The sequence below is a fragment of the Acinetobacter sp. GG23 genome (assembly GCF_057766365.1).
Window position 1 is genome coordinate 38673 of record NZ_JBYMDJ010000005.1, and the last position, 25365, is coordinate 64037.

Sequence of the window (25365 nt, forward strand, 5' to 3'; positions counted from 1 at the left end):
CGATAAAAAGAGTACTTGATTTATAAAGTGCTCTTTTTATTTGAATTAATTTTCAAGTATGTTTGTAAGAAATATGAAGCTCGCTAAAGCATAAATATTTAAAATAAGAAAATTATATTAATTTTAATTAAAATGATTATTTTTGATCTACAAACCAACTGTGTTCTTAAAACAGCTGGTTTAAAACGCATTATCTTATTTACTACTTATTGTTTTTCAGTGTTTCAGAAGGAAACTCGCCAAAACGGGTTTTATATTCTTGGGAAAATCGTCCCAATTGCTGGAAACCGCAGTCCATGGCAATACTTGAAACATTTTCCCAGGGCTTGATCTCTTTTAAACGCTTATAGGTTTCTTCAAAGCGTAAATTACGCAAATAGGCCACCGGGGATTGACCAAAATAGGTATGAAAATCGCGATATAACCTTTCACGAGAAATTCCAAGAATTTTCTCAAGTTCGCTTAATTTCAAAGGTTGCGATAAATTTTCTTTAAATAAGCCTTCAATATAATTTAAATAAGACGGTTTTCCCTGTAAGCGGCGTTCAAGTTCTAAACTGTAATTGTGGGGTTGAGAATTGAGTAAAAGAGAAATCAGATTAATTTCAAAATTATTCCAAATCCCTTGTAAATCCACAACAGAATCATATTCTAATAAAAATTCTTGCAAACTCATGGCTAAATTAAACCATTGCTTAATTGAACCTTGCATCGGGGCTTGAATATCAAAAATTAACGGTCGAGTAATTTTATAGCCTAACATCCGCATGAGATGGTTTTCCATATTTTTTTTAGAAATACGAATCATTTGCTTTTGGCAGTTAGGTTCTAAAACCATAGAAAAGGGTTGATCAGGTGAAAATATTGCCGCTACATTATTACTAGAATATATCGTTGAAGACTTAATTTTAATTTCTTGTATGCCCTCAATTGGCACATTAAAAATATAACAGTGCTGCAAATTATCAATATTAATATTTACAAGGGTTGAATACTGAATTTTACCAAAAGTAGTTTCACCGATTTGTATACCTTCATGCAAAAAATTAATTTGTTTCGGATTAGGAATATGTAAATGGTGAGGACCATTTGCCTTGATTGTCCAGTCTAAAACTTCTTGAGATTGATGAAAATGAGCAAAAAATTTTTTAGGCAGCCAATTTTCACTTTTTCCTAACTCAATCATTTCTATATCCTTATATCTTGATCAGAGAAAACTGTTATTTTAGTAACTTAAATAATCTGTTTTTTAAGTTATATTAAAAAAAATATAAGAGCAATGAGTATATATAACAAAAAAATTGTTTTATGCAATAAGTAGGATGTAAGAAAAAATCTATAAACAATATATCTAATTGATAAATATGATTCAAAAAATAGAATCCAGATTAAATATACTTTATTAATATAGTTATAATACTTTTTGAGTATAAATAGGTTGTTAAGTATTATCAGATAGTTTTAATTTAAAAACGATGAAAAATAATTTTTATAATAAATTTAGATTATCCCCCTGATTTTAATGGTTATAGAATAGGTGGTTTTACCAAATAATAAATTTAATAATAAGTTACAGGGATAAATTGATTTCAAAAAATCTAAAAAATGAGATAAATCTATTCAATATGAGTGTTTAGCTGATATATTGGGACAGATAATAAATTTTAGCTAGGTGAAAATGGAATGCAATCACTAAGCCAACGAGATATTGAATTAAATCACTATTCTAGTAAAGCCGATTTTGCTCAAAACTTGATGTCAAGCATTTGTGGTGAACATCGTTTGGATACCAGTTGTCGGGATACTTTGAATTTTCATTATGATGGCATGCGCTTACCCAATAAACGAATGACGATTGGTACTATTTCTTATGGGGCTAATGTTGCAATTAATACCTCCAATCTTAAAGCCTATAGCATTAGTCTCCCCTTGAAGGGAAAACAAATTTTGAATATGCGCGGGGAACGCTATTTATCAGATGAAAAAAATGGTCTGATCCTCTCCAATGCAGATTTACAAGATTTAACTATTGATAAAGATTGCAAGAAGCTACAAGTGGTAGTTCCTGAACAAAGCTTACAAATCGTTTTAGCTGATTTACTTCATCAACCCATGGAAAAACCGGTCATTTTTAATCCGGAAATGCATTTTGACTCAGAACATTTAATTACCGCCTGGTGGAAGAATATTCAGAATTTCTTGCACTTTAAATCACAATATACCGGGTTTTATGGATTACCTTTACTGGCTGAAGATTATGAAAATTTTATAATTAAAGCTTTGTTGTTGTCTCAAGAAAATAATTACTCAGAACAGCTTAAACAATTATCTACTCAATCCCAGCCTGCCTATATCCAAAGAATACATAAATTTATTCTTACCCATGCTCAAGAAGAGATTTGTGCCGATCATTTACAAGACTTGGCAGGAGTTTCAAAATCAAAATTATATGAAGAGTTTCAGTATTATTATGGAACTAGTCCGATGGCGTATTTAAAAAAATATCGGTTACAGCAAATTTATAAAGTGTTGAGTGCATCTGGACTCAATCGAAAAATATCGATTTCACAATTGGCTTCTCAATGGGGATTCAATCATTTAAGCCGATTTTCTCAAGAGTATCGTGAGGAATTTGGTGAAAAGCCAAGTGAAACTAAAAACAAATTTATCGATATCAATTGATATCTTAAAAACAAAAATAAAGAACCTAATTTAAATTAGGTTCTTTATTTTCAAATTAGCCTAAGCTAATTCTTCAATTTTAGATTGATTCTGTTGTTTAGATTTTTCGCTCAGCACTTTTAAACTTAGGGCAATAAATGAAACAAAAGTAGGGATCGCAAGAATATAGAATAACCCACTTAAACTTAGGTCAAATGTGAAAATTAGGGATCCAAAGAAAGCCCCTAAAATTGCGCCAATTCGGCCAATTCCATGCATCCATGACACACCTACCGCTCGACAGGTTGAAGGATAGGAAATAGCGGCTAAAGGCAGTAATGAAGATTGGGCCCCTGCCAGCAAAGCACCAATTAAGAAGATGGTAATGCCAAAAAACAACAGATCGGAACTTAGAAAGCCCGCTACAATAAACAAGCCGAAAGCAATCAAATAAGAATAACGAATCACTTTGGTTGGGTTGGTTTTATCCATATACCAGCCCATAATTGTGGCACCGATTACGCCACCAAAAGGGAATATAGCGGCAATTAAGCTAAATTGCTGAGTGGTGAAACCTGCGGTCTTTAAAATGGTTGGCATCCAACTGGTTAAAAGGTAAAAAACCAATAAGCTCATGAAACAGCAAAGCCACAACATACTTGAGCTGACTAAATATTTACCCAGCACTTGTTTAACCGGGCTCTGGGTAGATTCAACTTCAGTTTGAGCAAGTTTGAGGGTGACTGCTTCGGTAAAAGGTTTCCCTTGAATGGTTTCTAAAATACGCTGTGCTTTTAGAGATTGATTATTTTTAATTAAATATTGGGTAGATTCGGGTAATTTAAGAACCAGTATGATGACCAGAATAAGTGGAATAACGCCCCCAATAATAATTACTTTAGCCCAACCCAGATTTTCCAATAGATAAGCAGATAACAGCCCGCCACATGAAATCCCAAGCATAAAGCCACAACCTGCTAGTCCGGTTAAAAATGCTTTACGTTTCGCAGGCATATACTCTGAAACAATGGTACTGATATTCGGCATGGCAGCCCCTAAGCCAATACCCGTAATGAATCGATAAATCATCAATTCTTGTGTAGAAGTGGCAAAGCCACAAAGTACGGTAAATGTAGCGAAAAGCAGGGTAGTGAATGTAATGACTTTTTTGCGCCCAAATTTATCGGCAAGTGGGCCAGACAGAATTGCGCCAATTGACATACCTACTAAAGCAGCACTGAGTACGGGTGCAAGTTGAGGTTTGCTTATGCCCCAATCATCCAGCAACGCAGGCGCAATAAAACCGATAATACCGGTATCTAATCCATCACAAAAAAATACTAAGAAGCCAAGTGCAAACACCAGCCATTGTAACGGTGATAGTTTTTCGCGGTCTATCACCGTATTAATCTCAATTGTTTTCATCTTTAATCCTTTAAAAATTTTAGAATTTTTTACTGTAATTTACGAAAAAGCGATTTTCAGTAAAATCAGTACCATGCTTAACGTTGTAGTCGATTAACAGGTATTGCAAAGCCAGTCCTTTAAGATAGGGCTGTTGAAATGCATAGTTGCCAATGAAATTGGCTTCACTTTCTTTATTTTCGCGACCATCCGCGGCCTTGAAATTATCCCCATACACATATTTAACCGTGGTATTTAGCCCTGGAATATAATCTTTAAAATCATAACTGTAGATGAAGTGATAAGACTTCTCATCTTGTTTAAAGAAACCTGTCGCATTCCAGTTAATAAAATAAGGTTCTGGCAAAAAACCATCAGGTAAAGGATAGGCAGATTCACCAATAATCTGCTGATACCCCAGACCGATACTGTGATTGCTGATTTTTACAGTTTCAAGCAAACCAATATTTTGCGCATCAATATTTAATTGGTCGTTGTCCTCTTGCGCATTAAAGTATTTTAGTCTTGAATTTAAAGAGAAATCATCGGCTTTCCAGTTATGCTCAATGCCTAAGTAATGTTTGTTATAAAGATTGTCCAAATTACCAAAATAATATTCCGTTTTTAAACTGGGTAAAATTTGATAGCGCAAATCAATATAATTCAGACCATCAGAATAGGTGGTGATTCCTTTGGCGGTATAAGAGAACTTACGAAAATCTTCTTCATTTCTCGGAGACAATTTAGTGACATGTCCGAGCTCAAGTTGCAATTGATCACTGAGTTGTGAACGCAAATTCCCCCCCCAATAAGAGGTCAGCAATTGGCGGCTGCCATCGACTGTAGTCAAAGGAAGATCCAGCCAAAGCTCCCCTAAGCTCAGCAAAGTATTTTGGTAGCCTAATTTAAGTGTGGCGCCATATTTTAAATAGTCGGCAGCTTGTGATTGAGTTGCCGAATCAAAAGGCAGAATAGCGTCGGGTACATGTTTATCCGAACTGAGACGAACTGCATATTGGGTTGAAGCATTGGCTCCTATTGTAATTGGACTTCCTGCAATGCTAAGCGGAGTGTCTTTCATTTTAGAGGTATAAAACAGTGATGCTGCCTGAGACCAACTGCCGATATCTTTTACGGCCGAAGAGTCAAAATCTCGTTCAATATAGGCATTTTTGAGGGTAAATTTCCATTCTTGCTCTACTGCCTGCGCCTGAACAGATAAGCTAATTCCGCTTAAAATACTCAATAACAAAAATGATTTTTTTGATTCTATTTTTGACCATGTCCGATCTGTCATCTCATGCCTTCCTTTGAGAAATTGCTTATTTTCTGTTTGTCATTCATTAAGGTTAAAAACTATTCCATAGTTTTGATTGAACTCTTTTTAGCCGCTTTAAACTATCCAGAAATTCCTGAAAATCATCCATTTTTTCCAAATTGGATGAATAGTCGTTCGATCTAGACGGCTGAAATAAAGATTTGAATTTGGATGATTTATTTAAAGATTTTATTCGGGATCTTTGGTCAAATAATCAAATGAGAAGACTGTTAGCTTTCATTCATACATCAATCTGCTGTAATAAAAATATGCTTGGGCATAGCCTTGATTTATGAATAATAGAACAACAAATGGTGCGAAAATCACTCATTTTTGACGATTTTTAGAGAAATAATGATGAGTAGAGAGGGAGTTAAAATGCAGCTTTTCGAATGAAAATATCCTTGAACCCAGATAAATCAGTAGTTCAAGGATAGTTTTAACAAAAGAAGCTTATGCACATAAGCGACGACGTTCAACTTCTGCTGAAGGTGCCGCAACACTGTCTTTGACCAGTACAATATTAAATGTAATGTGTTTAAACGGTTTATCTAAACCATAACGTTCAATTTCGCTTGGATCGGTAACGTCTACTGCTGTTGCAACCAAACCATCACGTGTTGCGAAAGCAAAGTCATCCCATAAATATTGATCACCTTCAATATTAAACTGGGTGGTGAGCTTACGGAAATCGGGGGCAGAGGCAAAGTAATGGACATGCGATGGGCGATTACCATGGCGACCTAACTTGTTCAGCAAGGCTTGAGTAGTACCCTCCGGAGGACAACCATAACCAACCGGCATCGTGGTTAAAGCCGTATATTTACCATCTTTATCGGCAAAAATTGTACGGCGCAAATTGAATTCGGATTGAGCTTTATCAAAGAAAGAATAGTTTCCTAAACTGTTTGCATGCCATATTTCGACTTTGGCATTTTCAATCAGGTTGCCTTCTGTATCGGTTACTGTACCTTCGATGATGAGGGTATCAATTTGATCAGATTCAGAGCCATCATCCATACGTGCAAAACCTACAGATTCAGGTGCACCCGCTACATACAGAGGGCCTTCAATGGTACGTGGCGTGCCTCCAGTGATGCCTGCTTTAAGATCAGTTTCATCGGCACGCAAATCCAGAAAATGTTCCAGCCCCAATCCTGCCGCGAGTAAACCCAGTTCATTGGCTTGACCTGCATCGGTAAAATACTCTAATCCTTTCCACACTTCAGAAGGCTGAATATCGAGTTCATCAATGGCTTGAAATAAATCAGTCACTAAACGTACAACAATTTCTTGTACTCGTGGGTCTACCGGGCCGGTTGCTGTGTCTACATTCATTTGTTTGACTAAGGCACTTATTTGTTCGCGGTTCATACTAGGTTCCTTAAGTATATTGTTTTAGAGTTATTTAAAACTGCGCATATCATGCTGAATAGTTTCAGTACTACAAAATTTAAGCCTTGAATGACAAGGCTTGTTGTTAAAGACGACTGGTATTGCTTTGCAAGAATTTTTCACTATAAATACGATAGTTTTGCAAAGCCTGATCACCTAACCAGCTTTTCACTGCTTCAATCATTGGAGGCGGGCCACACAAGTACATATCGAAAGCTTGTTCTGCCAGTTGATCTTTATTTAAATGATCCTGAATGAAACCTGTTTTACCTGTCCAGTTGTCCGAAGCTTGGCTAATAATCGGTTGATAATTAAAATTAGGCATCCGTTCGGTATAGGCATGTAAACGTTGTTGTTCACACAAATCGGCTTCTTGGCTTACGCCATAATACAGATGCACTGCTGGGGCATTGGGCTGTTCAGCGATATTATCCAGCATCCCTAAAAAGGCAGATAATCCTGTACCACCGGCAATAAACACCAAGGGACGCTCGACTTCGCGCAAGTAGAAACTACCCAACGGGGCTTCCATGTAAATGGTCTGTCCGACTTCACAGCGTTCACGCAAGTAATTACTCATTACACCGTTTGGCAGTAGGCGAATTAAGAATTGCAGCTGGTTGGTTGCATTAGGCCGGTTGGCAAAAGAATACGAACGCCAGTCCTCAGAATTTGGAATTTGCAGACGTGCATATTGACCGGGTAAAAAGTGCAAAGGTTGCTTATAACTGCTGGCATCCACATGCAAAATGGCTGTGGTTTCAGAAACCAGTTCTACCGCAGTCACGGTGGTGGCAATTTTTAAAGACTCGCCGGCATTACAAATATCTGAATTATGATCGAAATAAAATGCAGCATTAGATTTCACTCGGGTTTGGCAAGCCAATATTTTACGCTCTGCCAAATCACGTTCACTGAGTGCCTCTTCATCGACATATTCCTGTTCATAAGCCCCACTTTCGCACTGGCCCTGACATGTTCCACATACCCCTTCACGACAATCTAGAGGTAGTGTAATCCCTTGACGAATGGCTGCATTGAGCAGCAATTCGTCATCATGTACAGAAATGAAAAAAGTTTTACCATCAGCGAAATTGAGCGCCACTGAATGAGTCATACGATTGATCCTTAAACGTGATAAAAGTCTAAGACCGAGTCAATTTTGTCATTCAGTAATACTGTATGTTGACGACGGATGCGGAAGCTCTCTTCAGCTTTGCGTAAGGTATAAGTGGCATGGCCATAGAAACTACCCTCCAATCCTTGACGGTTATACAGGGTATGCCATGCTACTTTTGCTTCAATTAAGCCATCATCCAGTTCTTTCACCCGAACATTTTTAATCATGTGCAAAGTGCGCGGTAAAGGGGTGGCAGAAGCCGCCTTGCCGGTACGAATACGAAAAATTCGGTCTTCCAATCCAGTACGGTCTTCATAATAGATATAAGACAGGCCCTGATTGGGGTCTTGGATATAGTTATGATCATCGATCCACTGCGGAATATGGTATTCACTATCTTCATCATACAGATCCAGATAAGCGTCCCAATCATAGGTGTCACAGAGTTCAGCTTTTTTAATGAGAAACTGAGAAACAGCGAAGTTAAGTTCAGCAGTCATGATTACACCTCTTCCTTGGCAATATCTTGCTCAAAAGTCACATCTTGCATTTTTAAGGCTTTTTTATTTAAGCCATTGAGCATTAAGCGTTGCCATTGACCGTGTTGGTTGACATATAGGCCTTCATGGGTAAATTCACGTCCTGTAATGACCGGCTTAATATTTAAATCCTGAGCATTTTGGGTGGTGCCATATTCCCAGGTATGGTGACCTCGAGAAATATCGCTCCAGCGTTCAAGTCGTGCTTGGAAGCCTTTTTGTTGTTCACGGAATTCAACCAGGTCATCTGGCGTGCCTAAACCTGACACGTTAAAAAAGTCTTCAAACTGGCGAATACGGTTACGGCGTGCTTCGGCAGACTCACCCTTAACACCAATACATTGACTAATAACTTCTGTTTTATTCCAAGCCACAGGACGGATAATGCGTAATTGCGAACTGATTTGATCCATAAAAAACAGGCTAGGGTACAAATTCAGGTTTCTTAAACGATGCATAGCCCATTCCGCACGTTTTTCCCCGTATTTTTCTAAAAGGTATGGCATTACAGTGCTATAACCTGGACGGACTGTTGGATTGGGCATATCACTGAACAATACACTATGACCATTTTTAAAGCTGAACCAGCCATCATCAGTTGCAGAATCACCGGCGCCTAATTTGCTGTAATCCAACGTATCTAAATCAGCACCTTTTTCAATATTCACTTGCTGGCGATGCTGAACAGTCGATACATAGTTATAGTGCACCGTACTGACGTGATAACCATCTAAACCATTTTCATTTTGGAGTTTCCAGTTACCTGCAAAAGTATAGGCAGATTTACCTTGTAAGACTTCAAGCTCGCCTGTAGGTGACTGCTCAACCATTAAATCAAGGAAGACTTTGGCGTCACCCAAGAAATCTTCTAAAGAATCTGTCGCCTGACTGTCTAAACTGACAAATACGAAACCGCGATAACTGGCAATACGACCTTGTTTAAGACCACGCGTGGTTTTATCAAAGTGTTCGCAATATTCACCTGGCGCTTTGACTTTAATCAAGCGACCATCTGACTTATAGGTCCAAGCGTGGAAAGGACAAGTAAATGTGGCTTGGTTTCCTTTGCTAACACGTGTCAAGGTTGCACCACGGTGCTCACATGCATTAACCATGGCATGAAGTTCACCATTACTATCACGGCTGATAATCAGGGGTTGGCGGCCAATTTGAACCGTTACAAAATCGTTATTATTTGGAATTTCACTTTCATGACAGGCATAAATCCAGACTTTTTCAAAGATCTGTTCCATCTCCAAGTCGAACAGTTCAGTTTCGGTGAACATTTCTCGAGCAATCCGGTAAACACCATCATGTGGGCGAAAATCAATACAGTTCTTAACGAAGTCTTGCCATTCAGTAATGCTGCGTGAGGTCATTGTTGTATCCTCTATTCCATTAGGGTCTTTCCCTCATTGAAGCGAAATTTTTCCTTCGCAGCTATCCGAATTCTCCAGATCTTTATCCATTTTTTAGTGTTCTACATACTTATCTTTTATATAGTGAATAGCCATTGGTTTTATCGACACTTCTTAGATAGATAAAAGGACTCATTAACAAACTGCCTAGTGGAGCACTTTTAATCATCGAAAGTCTTCAAAAGAATGCACAGTTTTAGAAGTTATAAGCTCTGAAAGGCCATAACTTCTAGCAATATGAAATAGGGTTCAGTATTTCTACCAATGACTTAGACAGTGAAGAATCTGATCTTGTAAACCTAATTTAAGCGATCTGCTTTTAGAGAGAATACACTTCTTTCAGGGGCTCAACCCTTAAATCATCAGATGTCCATATAGTGGCTAAACTAAGGATGGGTAAGTTTGTTTAAATCGATGCAGTTTATATCAGAATTATGCAGAAATATTATCAATATACAATCCAAACAATTTTAAAAAAGATCCCTATATTTTGATTTATAAAATCCTTCTATTTAAATTATTTTGAATATATAAAAATTAAATTTAAAATATTTAATAAGGGCTGTATTAAATATTAATATCTAAAGCCAGGATTTATAATGGTTATTATACTTATAAATTTATTTTTATATTTATAAGGTATGGATAATTATTCAGCTTCAATCTTTTGCCATGTCTGTACTTTTGATGGTTTTTTATACACTGACTATGTTACTACATCATTTATTTTCTGTTAACACATCAAAACTTGTATTTATGGAGATGTGTTACCACATCAAAAGCTGTATGGATGGTAATCTGTTACCACATCAAAAGCTGTATTTTTTATTTTATAATACCTTGTAGGTATAGTTTTGGGTGTAGGTATCTGAATCACCATATAAATATATAATTAAATAATCTATTACAAAATGATAAAAATTATAAGAAAATTAAATATGATTTTATGAATATTAATTTATGAAAATAGAATAATTAATTTAATAGAATTTATTTTAATTAATGTAAAATTGATTCATTATTTTTAATTATGCAGATCTAGAATGAGTTTTTATCGATACTCTACCTGTTCTAGCTCATCAATATGCGACGGGAATCAAAAATCTAAAGAATCTAAAAAGCATGAGCAGAGTTAGCTCAAAAATAAATCTAGGAGTAGAGCAAGGAGTAATTATATTCATTATTATTAGAGATAAAATGACTCATAGTTGAAAACTTTAGATAAGTTTTAATAGTCTAAAGTGTACTTCTTAATTCATAAACCGTATTTCTAAGTAAAGGTAAAATTTGCTGAATAAGCTACTCCTCTGTTATACGCTGAGTCTGTGCCATGCAATTTAATGCGGCAATTGCCTTAACTTGCGCATTTAACACTGGTACCGCACACGCAATAGTTCGTAGTCCGTGTTTTTCTCTAGATAAACAGTCATCTTGTATTTGAATTCCTGTTAGCAGTTTATAGAACTGGGTTCCGTCTTGAACTGTATATGGAGCAAGACCTTTTAAACCACATTTGGCGACCCATTTTTTTGTTTCTCCAAGTTCAAAGCTGCCAATAAAAATTTACCGGTTAAGTCTGCATCAGCGGGCAACAGTGTTCCTAAATGCATTCCATAAGGACTTAAGCAAAACTGTCTTGTTGCGGTAAATAGCTTCGAACGATAGGAATCACTTTATGCTCATCCAGTAAAAAGTAAGCGACGTTTGTGCACAGAGTAAGTTTAAAATAGGCGGTACCACTTTAGGCAAATCCGCTGAGCTTAGATAAGAATTCGATAAGCGCACTGCAATTTGAGTTGAGTTTTTAAAGCTTTACTCCAAAACTTCGAGCAAACTTAAGCCTTTGGCAAGGCCAAAAATGACACATTTAATAATTTTTTTAATCTTGCGGTGATTGGCATTACTTTTTTTGCCTTTATTTCATGACAAAAAATGTCAATAAATACAAATTTTTTTAATAAAAAGTCTATAATTTTGATATTTATCTGGAAAGTGTGAAATATGTCATATTTTTTATTTATTTTTTAATTTTTTAATGTAAGAATGCAATGACATTATGTTTAAAATTGTATCCAATGATGATTAAATCCGAAAAAAAACCGATTTTGATACCATTATCCCTGCTATTAACAGCAGCGTTTACAACTCATACTTCCGCGAATAACCAAGCTTTAGTTGCTGATATGAAAGTGTTTCAGCTAGAGGGAAACCAAAAAGTAAAAAAAGAATTAAAAACAACAGATCAAGTAAAGCCAAAAGCATTGCTTGAGTACAAAGTTGAATACTCCAATATCTCTAGTCAGAGTCTGAAAAATTTAAAGTTGAATCTTCCACTTCCTACCGATGTAACTTACACAGGCCAAAGCTTACCCAAAGATGCCTATGCGTCCGTAGATGGCAAAAGTTTTGCTAAAGCACCACTCACCCGTATGGAAAATGGCAAAAAAGTAAATGTCCCACTGGCTGAATATCGCGTTTTGCAATGGAATGTGAGTGAGTTAAAGCCAAAACAGAAAATTATTATTTCTGCTCAAGTCCAAGTTAATACATCTAAATAAAATTTTTAATTGGTCAATATCGACTTTATTGTTGGGTTCTTTATGAAAAATAATTTTCAATTAAGTAAAATTGCTGCATCACTGGCAGTAATTGGTGGGGTATCGTTGCTGGGTAGCCAAGCTATGGCTGCTGCACCTTTAGCCGGTACGAATATTAGTAACGTTGCAACTGCATCTTATACTGATAATACCGGTACAGAACGTGTAGTAACGTCTAATGAAGTGAAAACGCTAGTCGCTCAAGTCGGCAGCTTTACACTTGAAGCTAACCGCGCTGCGCAGACCACAGCAAATGGTCAGGTTACTTTCTCACACATCTTAACCAATACCGGGAACGGATCGGATAAATTTACGATTTCACTTACTGATATAGATAATGCAACCACAACATTTGATTTCGAAAATGGCAAGTTTGCAATATATATTGACCGCAATAAAGATGGGGTTGCTGACAGTAAAGTTGCTTTAACAACTGCTGACCAAATTGAACTTGCGGCAGGGGAATCTGTGGGTTTAGTTGTGGTAGCAACCACACCAAGCACGGCACTTGCTAACCAGCTTGATAAGTTACAGGTATCGGCAACAGCACAGTCAGTTGCTTTATATGATTCAAGTGCGATAACAAAAAACAATATCGACACTACCACCATTACTACTGGTGCAGTAATGCAAATTACCAAAGCTGCCAGTGTAAGTGTGACTCAAGCGGGGCAGGAAGTTGAATATACCTTAACTTTTAAAAATACAGGTAATGCAGCTGCAACCAATGTTGCACTCTTTGACGTATTGCCCGCTACTGTTCAGTTTGTTGCTGGATCTGCACGTTATAATGGCAGTTCAACCGCTCTTACCGATGCAGAAGATAATTTAGACAATTTTGAAGTCAGCGGAAATAAATTCCTTTTCAATATTGACAGTGTTGCAGCAAATACCTCCGGCAAGCTGACTTTTAAAGTTAAAGTTTTAGATAGCACCAGTGCAGGCGATATTAAAAATACTGCCTATGTCGATCCGGATGGTAAACCCGGTACTGCTGGTGGTCCGAATATTCCATTAGTGATCACAGATGTGCCGGACACCGCACCTACTGATCCTACAACTGTTCCATCTAATCCATCAATTGTGACTGTAACAGGGAAATTTGATGGTTCGATTAATGACTCTGTATTAAACAGCTTTAAAGATGGCCCTATTCCAGGTGCTCCCGTGGATGACCTTATTACTTTAGCAGGCAAACAAGGGGTTCCGGTTGTATTCGGTGACAGTACCACAGAAGGTGACATGATTGTTGTCCATAACCGCGGCAACACGGCAGATTCTTATACGCTCACTGTAAATAAAATAAGTTTACCGGCAGGCAGTATTGTTGAAATTCTGAAAGCGGATGGTAAAACGCCTGTAACATCGAATAATACCGGTCCGATTGCAGCGGGTGGTTATGAGAAATATATCGTTCGCGTCACTTTCCAGAACGGTGCAGTAGTCAATAATAATCAAATTATTTTGACCAGCACTTCTGATGCCAACAAAGGCATAGATAAGTTAACTCTAGTTGTTTCCAGCTTACTGGCAAATGCAGTGGATTTGGTTAGCAAATCTGGCCCAACTGCGGAACTTGGTGCAGGTCCCGGTAATTCAACGCCTGTAGCTACTGCAACGACACCACCGGCAATACCAGTAATTTTTGATCTTACGATCAAAAATACCGGCAACATTCCGGATAATTACATTATTAATGTTCCGAATATCCCTACTGGCTGGACTGCTGAAGTTTTTGAAAAAGACAGCTCAGGTAACTGTACTGCCACGAAAGTGACCAATTCTGGCAACATTGCCAATGGCGCTGCAAAAAGTTTCTGTTTAATCGTGACCCCTCCTGCCGGAACTCCTGCCGATACAAGTACGGGTAAAGATATTAAAGTCGAGATTTCTTCATCTGCTACAGGTACGAAAGATGACATTAGCTTTAATGTCAAAGTTGCAGAACAACGTCAATTGACCTTTACTCCAGACCGACAAGGTCAAATTGCACCCGGTGGTACAACAGTATACAGCCACACCTTAACCAATACGGGAAATGTACTGGAAGGTGAAAGCAAATATCCAGTCGAAATTAACTGGTCTTCTACCTTGTCAGGTATGAATACCTCAGTTTATGTTGACCTCAACAAGAATGGCATGGTTGATGCCAATGAGTTGGTAATAGGTGCGACCGCCGCAGAGCGTAATGTATCTTTGACTGCTTTATTGGGACAAACCAATGGTGCTGGTTTATCACAAAATGAATCAGTTACAATTTTGGTCAAAGTAGAGGCACCTGCAACTGCAACGGCAGGGGAATCAGATACCACGATTGTATCATTCAAACCTACAGGCAGTAACAAGCCTGCTGATGTGATTGTAACGGATCGCACGGTGATTAACTTAGGCCAGATTCGTTTAGTTAAAACTCAGGCTGTAGCAGACTGTACAACGCCCCCAACAGTTTATGGAACAACTGATTTAAAGGCAAAACCAGGTCAATGTGTGTACTACAAAATTGTAGCCACCAATGATGGTAATGCGAATGCCACCAATATTGTGATTTCCGACATGGTGCCAAGTTATACCAAGCTATTCACAGGGTCATTAAAGCCAGCGTCTGCAACTCAAACCAATGGTCAGGTGAGTTATAGCGTGAATACCTTGACTCCAGCAACATCGGAAACTTTAGAGTTTGCGGTAAAAATTGACAACAGCGTAACCACCCCATAATCCTTTTAAATCTCTACCCCCCCCTTTTTTAAGAAAAGGGGACTTGATTCGTTTGTTTTAATTATTTTTATTTTCGTATTTTCTGTTCCGGGGCGTGGCAATGAAAAAAGCAATGAATAAAAAAGTGGAGACATTATCTTTGTCCGCACTTGCATCTGCTTTGTTCTTTGCACAGCATGGTCATGCTGCGATGCCTATGGCTGGACAAATGATTCAGAATATTGCTTATGCAAGTTATGAAGTCACTGATTCCAACGGTGGGCAATTACTGCGAACCACTCAATCCAATGCAGTCAATGTCGAAATTGCAAAGTTTTATGGTCTTGAACTATTTCCAGATCAGCTCCAGCAAGTAGAAGCAGGTTCAAAAGTCATCTGGTTAAATCAGGTGACCAATACCAGTAATACTCAGGCATGGTTTGATTTTCAAACCGCGCCTGTTAACCATTTATCCAATTTAAAAATCTATTTAGATGCCAATCAAGATGGTGTCCTGGATATTTCAGATACCCTGATTAAAGATGGATTGGAATTACAATCCAATCAAACTGTACACTTATGGGTCGTGGCAGATACTTCATTACAAACTCCCGATCAGGCCAAGTTAGAGCTTCCTTTAACCGCACAGATTCGTGAAGAACCGCAACAACAAAAAACAGTGCAAGACCCTATACAGGTCTTTGAAGCAAAGTTAAAAATAGAAAAAGCCGTAGACCAATCACTGCTGACCATAAATCAGCAGGCACAAACTCTGAATTACACTTTGACGGTAACCAACTCAGCATCATTAGCTGTATCTCCTGCAACAGTCACGGTGGATGGACAGAAACAATCATGGGTGATTGTTGAAGATCTTTTGCCTGCAAATACTATTTTTGAAGATATTCAGGTTTCAGATTCGGCTTCTAATACACTGGTTTTGCATAAATTAGCAGAAGGACAATATTCAAGCCATTTACCTCAGGATAAAAATCAAATTGGCCATGCTGTGGTGGCCTATAAACTGCCGTTTGCAGCCGGTCAAAAAAGCGAGATTAAGTTAAAGGTCAAAACTCAACCAACCATTAGCTATACCACATTGGTGAATGGAGCTTATGTTCTGCATCAAAAAGGGCAAGTGGATCAAAAAACCTTGTCCAATAAAGTTGAAACCAAGGTGGTGGGTCAGCCAACTTTGGAGAGCACCACAAATGATTTTAAAATCAGCTTTTATACCGGCAAGGTTAATGAACCGATTTATTTAAAAACCAATGCCGCCGTTTGTAATGCCAACCGTTTCAGCAAAGAGCAGGTCCGCATTCGTATTCAGTCTAAATTGACGGGTGATATTGTTATTATTTCTGCCATGGAAAGTGGTGAAAATACAGGTCTGTTCCAATTTAGTTTAGAGACTGAAGAAAATGCAGAAAAAAACCTGAATGATGCTGTTTTACAAACGCTTAAACGTGATGAGGTTACAGCAAGTCTGGTTGAATGTGTCGACGAGCAAGGACAGGTCACTACACCGATTAATGATATTTCAACGCAGATATTGATTGATCCATACGGCATTATTTTCGATGCAAAAACCAAAAAACCTGTCGCTGGGGCAACAGTGATATTGGTGGACGAAAATGATCAACCTGTAGGCAATAATGTAGCTTTTGAAGTTGACCGTACCACAGGGGCTTTACGTTCAATTCCTGCAAAACAGGTCACATCTGCGACAGGTGAGTTTGTTTACCCTCAGGTGATTCCGGGTAACTACAAATTATTAGTCGATACCTCAACAATTGCTACTCATCAATATAGTTTTGTCAGCGATCAGGTAGTGTATCCGCTCAGTTCATTTAATGGCATGGCGGTACATTCGCAATATTCTTATGGCGGCTTATTTACCCTGGCATCCAGCAGTCCGGCATTGAATATCGATATTCCGATTGACCCGCTATTAAGCCAATCGGGGTTGATGGTACAAAAAACGGCACGTGATAGCAGTATCGAATTGGGTGATTTCACCAATTACAGCATTACCGTGAGTAATAAAGGTGATGTACTTGCACGTGATGTCAAATTGCAAGACAGTTTACCGCGTGGTTTTAGCTATGTGCCAAATACCATGCGTATTGATGGCAAACCAGTGGCAGACCCGGAAGGTGGCAAAGGCCCTTATTTAACGCTGGGTCTCGGTAATCTTGCAGTTAATGCCAGTGCCAAAATTGAATACCGTGTTCTGGTCGGACCCAATGCTTTAAATGGGGATGGGGTTAACCGGGCTCGTGCAGTGGATGGTTCTGGTCTCAGTTCAAATGAAGCACAAGCTAAAGTTAAAGTTCGTCCGGGTGCGTTTAGTGCCGATGCATTTGTGGTGGGTAAAGTTTATAGCGACTGTAACCGTAATGGCATACAGGATAAAGGCGAGTTGGGTGTGCCGGGTGTCCGTATCTACATGGAAGATGGCAGCTATGTGATCACGGACCGCGAAGGTAAATATGACTTTTACGGCATTTCGGCAAAAACCCATGTACTTAAAATTGACCGCACGACTTTACCGGCCGGGGTAGAGTTACTGACTCAGTCCAACCGAAATGCAGGCGATCCATCCAGCCGCTTTGTCGATGTCAAACGTGGCGAATTGCATCGTGCCGATTTTGCCATGGCGGATCAGGCAGATGCATGTTCCGCACCCTTAACCGATGCAATCAAACAGCGTCAGGAAAAAATTAACAGCAGCAATTTAAATCTTGAAAAAGCGATTAACAAGCAACTTTCTATTGATGCACCGAGCTATCTGGAAAGCAGCACCCGTTCAGAAAACACCCAAGGCTGTTTGGCAAATGACAATGATCAGAACTGTCTATTGAATCGGGGTGATTTTGCTGTACAAAAACAACCGCAGTTGTTGATTGATCCGGTAAAACCGCCTGTTTTAGTGAATCTTGAAGAATATTTAAAGCGTAGCGACAACAACGCTTTAGAAATTTTAAACTTAACAGAGGGACAGGTTCTACCTCATGCACAAACGACAATTCAAGTTCAAGGTGCAGCGGGCGCAACACAGCGTGTTTTAGTCAATGACGTGGTGGTGGCAGATAAACAACGGGGTAAATTAGCCATCCTGGATGAGCAACGTAAACAAGGTGTTGAATATGTCGGAGTGGCATTAAAACCCGGTAAAAACAGCATTCGTGCTGAACAACTGGATTTTGCTGGCAATGTCCGTGAAAGCCAACACATTCAGGTCATTGTTCCGGATGAAATTCATCAGCTGAAGTTACAACAACCGCAAGCTTCGGTGATGGCCAATGGCCGTGATGTGATGCAGCTGCGAGTTCAGTTACAAGATAAACAAGGTGTCAGGGTTGCTACCCGTACCTCGATCACTCTAGAAAGTGATATCGGGATTATTGATCTTCCAGATTTAAATCCAAATGAACCGGGCATTCAAAGCTTCATTGATGGCGGCGAGATGATTATTCCGGTTCTTGCACCGAATGCGCCTGCACGTGGAAAACTACGTGTCAGCAGTGGTTTGCTCAAACAAGAAATCGACATTCAGTTTCAGGCAGATTTACGTCCGCTGATTGCCGTGGGTTTAATTGAAGGTTCCATTAACTTTAATAATTTTGATAACACACAGTTGCACAGCGTGAATCGTAATGATGGTTTTGAAGATGAGCTAAATGAAATTGCCGAGTGGGGTAATGACACCTCATTGACCGGTCGCACTGCAATGTTCCTGAAAGGAAAAGTCAGAGGCAACTATCTGTTAACCTTGGCTTATGATTCGAATAAAAGTTCCAAGCAGCGCCTGTTCCGCGATATTCAACCTGATGAATATTATCCCGTTTATGGTGATGCAGCGGCAAAAGGCTTTGAAGCTCAATCGACCAGCAAATTGTATGTACGCTTAGACAAAGGCCGTTCATATGCGATGTATGGCGACTATGTGACCCGTACAGAAAAAGATGAAGGTCTGGCTTTGGGGCAATATAACCGTTCATTGACTGGTCTGAAAGTGGGACATGAAGGAGATAAGTTTCAAGCATCAGCATTTGTGGCTGAAACCAAATCGCGTCAAGTGGTGACAGAAAATCGTGCACTCGGTATTTCTGGTCCCTACAGTCTGGGTTCAATTTCAAATGAACTTATTTTAGACAATAGTGAAAAAGTCGAGATTCTGACCCGCGATCGTAATAATCCGGGTTTGATTATTGCCAAACAAAGCCTTACCCGTTTTAGCGATTATGAAGTCGACACCTACAGCAACAGCATTTACTTAAAACAGGCTGTCGCCAGTGTCGATCAAGACCTGAATCCAAACTTTATCCGTATTACGGTGGAAGCGGATGAAATTGGTGAAGAATATCAAGTCGGCGGGATGAGTTTTAGTTATGCCATGAAGAGCCATCTAAAAATGGGTGGTTCATTTGTGCAAAGCAATGATCCATTAAATCAGGAACAGATTGCCAGTTTAAATGCCGTGGTGAAAGTGGGGCAATACGGTAAATTAATTGCTGAAGTGGCACAGTCTAGAAATACCGACTCAACGGCAGATCAGATTACTCAGATCAATAGTGATTCAACCCGTGACAAAAACCAAGGCGGCGCTGCCCGAGTCGAATTTGAATATGCGCCGAGCTTTGCCCATGTTCGTGCCTATCACCAGCAAGCTGAAGAAGGTTTCCAGAATGATGCAGCCACTATTAGTGCAGGGCGTAAGGAAAGTGGCATCAAGGCGTCAGCACCGATTGCAAAACTGGGCTTGGCTCGTATAGAAGCCATTCGTACCGAAGATCAAGATAATCACGGGATTCGTACCGGATTATCTGCCAGTCTGGAACGTAACTTCTTTAAAATTTTGGCAGTAGAATTAGGTTTTCGTCACTATGATGAAACCACTGCGGCGGCAACTTTAGCCACTGAAAATCTGGGTCCATATCAGGGAACTACGGGTCGTATCAAATTTACCGGTAATCTGCCTTGGAAAGGCGCATCAGCTTTTATTGAATACGAACAGGATTTATCTAATTCCGATAAACAAGTCTTGTCTGTAGGGGGAACAGCTAAAGTCCTGCCAAATACAGAAGTCTATGCCCGCCATGAAGTGATTTCAGCAATTGATGGTTTATATTCCATGAATAGCACGGAAGAAACCAACAGCACGGTGTTTGGTATTTCCAGTAATTATATGAAAGATGGTTCAGTATTTAGTGAATATCGTGTTGCGGATGGCATCAGTAACCGTGAAGCTGAAGCTGCATTGGGCCTGCGTAACCGCTGGCAATTAAAACCGCGTGTCTATGTCAGTAGCAGTTTTGAGCGTATCCAGTCTTTATCTAAAAATGAAGACAATACTCGGAACGATGCCACTGCACTGAGTCTTGGGCTTGAGTATTTAGTTCATGAGAATTGGAAAGCGACCACCCGTTTGGAAGGTCGCCGTTCTGATACTTCGGATACCCTGATTAATACCCTTGGCTATGCCTATAAGCTTTCTGATGATGCAACCGTGCTGACTAAAAACACGCTGAACTTTGTCGATAATAAAGAAGCAGCTCAAGGGGATCATTTACGCAACCGTTTCCAGATCGGTTATGCATGGCGCGATTATGATCAAAATAAACTCGATGTGTTGTCGAAAATCGAATATTACTATGAAAATAATGCCACTGATTTAGAAGCGGAATTTAAACGTGAAGCCTATGTGACGTCTATTCATAGTAACTATCATCCACAGCGCCGTCTGACTTTATCGGGTCAATATGCAGCAAAATGGTCTGTACTGGATGAATACGGTATTTCGAGTAGTGCTTTAACCCAGTTAGTTAGTGGTCGTGTAATTTATGACATGAATGAACGCTGGGATATGAGCATACAGGCTGGCAGTTTATGGGCCAACCGCGGTGCAGGAACGCGTTATTTGGTTGGAGCCGAATTGGGGTATTTGCTTGCAACCAATCTTTGGGTTTCGGCAGGTTATAACTTTATGGGTTATCGAGATGAGGAACTGGCAAATACCAGTTCAACCGGTGAAGGTGCGTATTTAAGATTCAGATTCAAGTTTGATGAAGATCTGTTTGGTCGCCGTTCGGCAAACACAAACTTTGCTTTAGAGCCAGAACAGGGACGATAGAACATGAAACCATTGATTGGACTACTTGCAGCTTTATTTTTAGCGAATAGCATGGTTTATGCTGAACCCTTTTCAGCTGCTGATGCTCAGCGTCAAATAAAGACCTTATCCAATACTTTGCAATCATATTCAAATGCTGATGCACTAACTCGCTATCATGCTTACAAAGCAAAAATATGGTTAAGTTATGCGGTCAATCAACAATCCGAGCGCAGTTTAACCCTTGCCGGGCAGGAAGCTTTGCAACAGGCCCAGCATATTGTCAGTGGATTGCAGGCCAGGCAAAATTTGAGTTTAACCACACCAGTCTTAAGTGTGTCACAAGTCATGCGCCGTGATTTGTGGTGGCAGATTGAATATTTAAAACAGCAGGGTGCCATTGATAAAGCGCCAGAAAGTCTGGCACATGCAGAAGTGATGCTGGTGTGGGCGGCAGCAGAATATTGCGAGTTGGGCTGGAGACATGCCCAAGAACCTTTTAATGCGGTGCAACAGGCTTTATATCAGGTGGTTGAATCAACAGGTATACAGCGCACGGATATCAGCTGGCAGCCAGAGCAGTTGCCTTCATTGCAGCAGCTGAATGGAAAGGGCTGTCATGGCGTCAACCCTGAATTTTGGCCTCTAGCCAAAGTACAATTAAATCAACAGTCTAATAGTTTAAAGATCCATAATATTGTACATTTTGCCCGTGACAGTGCAGACCTAAGCCCGGCAAGCAAAATGGTGCTGCAACAATGGGAGATTCTGGAGAATCAATATCCGCAATTGTCTGCTATTTTAACGGGTTATACCGATCATCATGCAAGCTCGGCCTATAACATTCAGCTTGCACAGCGCCGTGTTCAGGCAGTGCAAGATTATCTGGTATTACAGGGTATGGATATTGCAAATATTACGACTGAAGCCAAGGGTGCAGTTGATTTTCAAACCGATACAGAGATGAAAATAGCTGAAGCCAAAAGCCGCCGGATGGTTCTGCAGGTTACAGATGTACCTGGGATTGAAATTAAATATTTGCCGCAGTGGCAAGATTTACAAATAGAGTCAAAACTGCAAAAAGTGCAGGTGAAATAACATTATGATCAAGCGATATTTACCTCATGTTTTGGCATCTTTAGTTTTAATGGTGGGCGGTGTGGCTGAGGTCAATGCAGCAGATGCTGCAGCAGATACCAGTAAAGTTAAAATTCAGCGGAGTTTTATTAATTTAAGTTTTAACAAACCCACGTTGAGCGGCAGTTATCAGCAATTTGCTGAAACGGCAGTGGAAGGTTGGAAAACCACCCATAAAACCCCTAAGTTAATTGAAATTTGGCGCGGTAAAGGCCCAGATGGCAATGCAACTGCGGACTGGGGGACAGCAAATATCAATAATCAATATGCTGAACTTAATGCTGAGGATGCATCTGCACTGTATCAGCCAGTATGTTTGATAAAAGGTGAAGAGTTTGAGTGGAATTTCAGGCATGCCGCTCGATCAAGCAGTACGGAAGAGGCTACTTTTTATATCGGGAAAGTAAACGCAGATCGCCTAGGTTTTACTCAGTTACAGAAAATTGGCGCACAGCAATCTACTAAACTATGGACATGGGTGGATGCCAATCCTATCGGAGCTAAAGCCGTTGTTTCAGTTAATAGCGGTATCTATGACTTTATCTTTGCTGCAACAAAATATAGCAGTGTAACCTTAGGTAATTTTATTGATGATATTTCATTAAAATTAAAACCTGCAGTTGAATTTAGTGCGGCTTCAGGGCGTTTTTACGAAGGTGAGGATGCAACAGGGAAGACCCATTCTGTACCTTTTAATGTTGTTGGACAAATTTTAAGTCAGAGTGATATGCCTACCCTGCAATTTAAAATTGAATATCTGACGGGCTATGCTCAGACTAAAGCGGTATATGGCAAAAATTACAGATTATATAAGCAAACTGCATCAGGCTTGGTTGAATTGGGTTCAGCAGATAGTTTGGTGACCGCAAATCCAGACAAAGTAACTTTTAATTACACCCCAGTCTATAACGCTACCCTGGATTATACCAAAGGGGTTCAGGTCAATGATTTGGTAATTAAAATTCTTGGCAATACTCAAACCAATACTGATATCAATCTACCGTTTGAATTCGCGCTGGATGCGAACAGTAAAGCTGTTTCCACCAATTTGAGTACCTGTGGTAATGTCAGTGCAGATGTCAAATTTGATCTCAAGATCCAAGAAGATGATATTGATTTAGCGGTCGTCAAAAGCCTAACACCAGAGTCGGTGGTTCAAAAAGATAACCTGATTTCTTATCAGCTGGATGTCATCAATAAGACTGCCGTGCAGGCAGATGGAGTACTCCTGCGAGATAATTTCAAAAACTTACTTCAGGTGACGAGCGGTAATGCTGCAAATCAAACCAGTCTGATCTGTGAAGATTTGACCGATGGTACCAGCAAGGCTTGTCCTTCGACTTGGACAGATGCCAATGCATTGACTGCACTGTTGAGCAGTACCACTGCAGGTAGTGGTTTAAGTTTAGGCGATATTCCTGCCAATGCAAAATACATCTTTACGGTTAAAAATTTAAAAGTCACCGACACAGATACTATAAGTGTGGGTTTTGTAGAAAATACAGCCATTATTGAAACCACCAAGATGCAGGATCTCATTCCTGGAAATAATACATCCACCTTAAAAACATTGATTGCGGCCAAAAGTGATTTATCCAACAACATCAGTAATGCCCCTGCAGCAGATGCCGCTGCCACCGGTACTGGTATATTTATTATTGCAAAAGAAGGTAGAACAGGTTCTACACCACTTTGGACCCAAAAAGCTGACAGTAACAGCAAAGTTTATTTTCCGCTCAATATTCAGAATTACGGCGGTTTGGCACAGGATTATCAGCTGTATGCATCTAGTAGCAAAATTGAACCAACCTTAGGGACGGGTGAATATTCAAGCTTGGTTAAAAATAGTGTTACGCCTTTTACTGCTGGTTTAAAAATTGAATTTTATAAAGCGGATCTTGCGCAGTGTAAAACGGGTGTAAGTAGTCAGCAGATTACTCAACTAAATGTTTCAGCCAATAGCACCGCACAACTCTGCGCAGTTGTGACCATTTACTCTTCTGCGACAGCAACCACCAATATCTGGTTTGCAATCGAGTCACTTCAGTCGGGCTTGGCTGATATTATTCTGGATGCTGTGATTCCCCAGCCTAAAAAACGCTTACTGGAATTAAGCAATGATCAAAGTGCACAGGTGGGGGTCGGGGGAAGCTATGTGTTTTTACACCGTTTAACCAACTATGGTGCAGAAAATGAAACTAAAGCAAAAATCAGCATCAATCCTGTCAATGGCAATGATGGCTTCTTATATTCATTATTTCTAGATAAAAATAGTAATGATGCGCTAGATGCGGGAGATACCTTGCTCTCTGGGGTAGAGACAGAATTAAGCAATATTATCGAGCCCAACAAATCAGTCACTTTATTGATAAAAGCTGAAGCATCTGCAACAGCAACTAACGGCATGAATGGTCAGGTTAAATTAACAGTTAAACCGGATAATCTAGCGAAAGAAATATTATTAGCGGATTTGAGCAATACCGATCTAATTACGGTCAGTCCGAATCAGTTAAAAATTCTGAAATCGCAATTCAAAGTTGAAAATTGCAGTATGACAAATGTTTCAGCAGTGATAAATGCAACTTATACGGTACAAAATGAAAACTTAAAACCGAATCAATGTCTAATTTATCGGATTATGGTGAAAAATACCGGAAGTGCAGCATTAAGCAATGTAGTGATTAACGATATGTATCCCGCTTATACCCAACAATGGGCACTTCCTAGGATATTGCCAATCGTAGGAAGTAATGGTCAAGACATTACCGATAGCAGCAACAATAAAATTGAAGATGATGGCAGAGCCAAAATTAAGACGATTTTAAAGGAACTGTTATCACAACAGGAAAAATCCCTGTACTTTGGAATTAAAATGCAATGATGGGTTAAGTCATTAGTCGATTCCCGGCTATACTAAATTTGAGGCAGCTGTGTTCTTAAGCTGCCTCCACCCCCATTTAAAATCGT

13 protein-coding genes and 1 pseudogene are annotated in these 25365 nt (G+C 39.4%); 6 read left to right on the forward strand and 8 right to left on the reverse strand.

Annotation, left to right across the window (positions count from 1 at the left end):
• Window positions 1-202: 202 nt before the first annotated feature.
• A complete protein-coding gene (locus AC3CAU_RS09785) occupies window positions 203-1186 on the reverse strand; it encodes an AraC family transcriptional regulator (RefSeq protein ID WP_447054431.1) in 984 nt (327 codons plus the stop codon).
• Window positions 1187-1683: 497 nt separating this feature from the next.
• Between AC3CAU_RS09785 and AC3CAU_RS09790 the strand changes: the two genes are divergently transcribed.
• Complete coding sequence (locus AC3CAU_RS09790; protein WP_447054432.1) at window positions 1684-2682, forward strand: AraC family transcriptional regulator; 999 nt, start codon at window positions 1684-1686, stop codon at window positions 2680-2682.
• Window positions 2683-2742: 60 nt separating this feature from the next.
• On the opposite strand, the gene AC3CAU_RS09795 is transcribed toward AC3CAU_RS09790, so the two are convergent.
• The 7 genes and pseudogenes from AC3CAU_RS09795 to AC3CAU_RS09825 all read right to left on the reverse strand — a co-directional run.
• Window positions 2743-4086 carry an MFS transporter gene (locus AC3CAU_RS09795; protein WP_447054433.1) on the reverse strand — a complete coding sequence of 448 codons (1344 nt, stop codon included), beginning with the start codon at window positions 4084-4086 and terminating at the stop codon, window positions 2743-2745.
• A 19-nt stretch (window positions 4087-4105) separates the two neighbouring features.
• Window positions 4106-5362, reverse strand: coding sequence for an OprD family outer membrane porin (locus AC3CAU_RS09800; protein WP_447054434.1), 1257 nt, complete (start codon window positions 5360-5362; stop codon window positions 4106-4108).
• A 474-nt stretch (window positions 5363-5836) separates the two neighbouring features.
• Window positions 5837-6757, reverse strand: a complete 921-nt coding sequence (gene catA, locus AC3CAU_RS09805) for a catechol 1,2-dioxygenase (RefSeq protein WP_447054436.1) — start codon at window positions 6755-6757, stop codon at window positions 5837-5839.
• A 106-nt stretch (window positions 6758-6863) separates the two neighbouring features.
• A complete protein-coding gene (gene antC, locus AC3CAU_RS09810; protein ID WP_447054437.1) occupies window positions 6864-7895 on the reverse strand; it encodes an anthranilate 1,2-dioxygenase electron transfer component AntC in 1032 nt (343 codons plus the stop codon).
• 11 nt (window positions 7896-7906) lie between these two features.
• Complete coding sequence (antB, locus tag AC3CAU_RS09815; RefSeq protein ID WP_447054438.1) at window positions 7907-8398, reverse strand: anthranilate 1,2-dioxygenase small subunit; 492 nt, start codon at window positions 8396-8398, stop codon at window positions 7907-7909.
• A 2-nt stretch (window positions 8399-8400) separates the two neighbouring features.
• A complete protein-coding gene (gene antA / locus AC3CAU_RS09820) occupies window positions 8401-9816 on the reverse strand; it encodes an anthranilate 1,2-dioxygenase large subunit (protein ID WP_447054439.1) in 1416 nt (471 codons plus the stop codon).
• Window positions 9817-11091: 1275 nt separating this feature from the next.
• Window positions 11092-11652 (reverse strand): annotated as a pseudogene (locus AC3CAU_RS09825) (IclR family transcriptional regulator domain-containing protein); the annotation flags it as partial.
• A 251-nt stretch (window positions 11653-11903) separates the two neighbouring features.
• Between AC3CAU_RS09825 and AC3CAU_RS09830 the strand changes: the two are divergent.
• From AC3CAU_RS09830 to AC3CAU_RS09850, 5 genes are all read left to right on the forward strand, one after another.
• Entirely contained in the window at window positions 11904-12413 is a 510-nt protein-coding gene (locus AC3CAU_RS09830; RefSeq protein WP_447054440.1) for a hypothetical protein, read from the forward strand.
• 42 nt (window positions 12414-12455) lie between these two features.
• The gene (locus AC3CAU_RS09835) at window positions 12456-15167 is read left to right on the forward strand and encodes a DUF7619 domain-containing protein (RefSeq protein ID WP_447054441.1); all 2712 of its coding nucleotides are present in this window, start codon (window positions 12456-12458) and stop codon (window positions 15165-15167) included.
• Window positions 15168-15279: 112 nt separating this feature from the next.
• Window positions 15280-21282, forward strand: coding sequence for an SdrD B-like domain-containing protein (locus AC3CAU_RS09840; RefSeq protein ID WP_447054442.1), 6003 nt, complete (start codon window positions 15280-15282; stop codon window positions 21280-21282).
• Window positions 21283-21285: 3 nt separating this feature from the next.
• A complete protein-coding gene (locus tag AC3CAU_RS09845) occupies window positions 21286-22359 on the forward strand; it encodes an OmpA family protein (RefSeq protein ID WP_447054443.1) in 1074 nt (357 codons plus the stop codon).
• 4 nt (window positions 22360-22363) lie between these two features.
• Window positions 22364-25279 (forward strand): hypothetical protein, encoded by a 2916-nt coding sequence (locus AC3CAU_RS09850; RefSeq protein ID WP_447054444.1) that lies wholly within the window; start codon window positions 22364-22366, stop codon window positions 25277-25279.
• Window positions 25280-25365 lie beyond the last annotated feature (86 nt).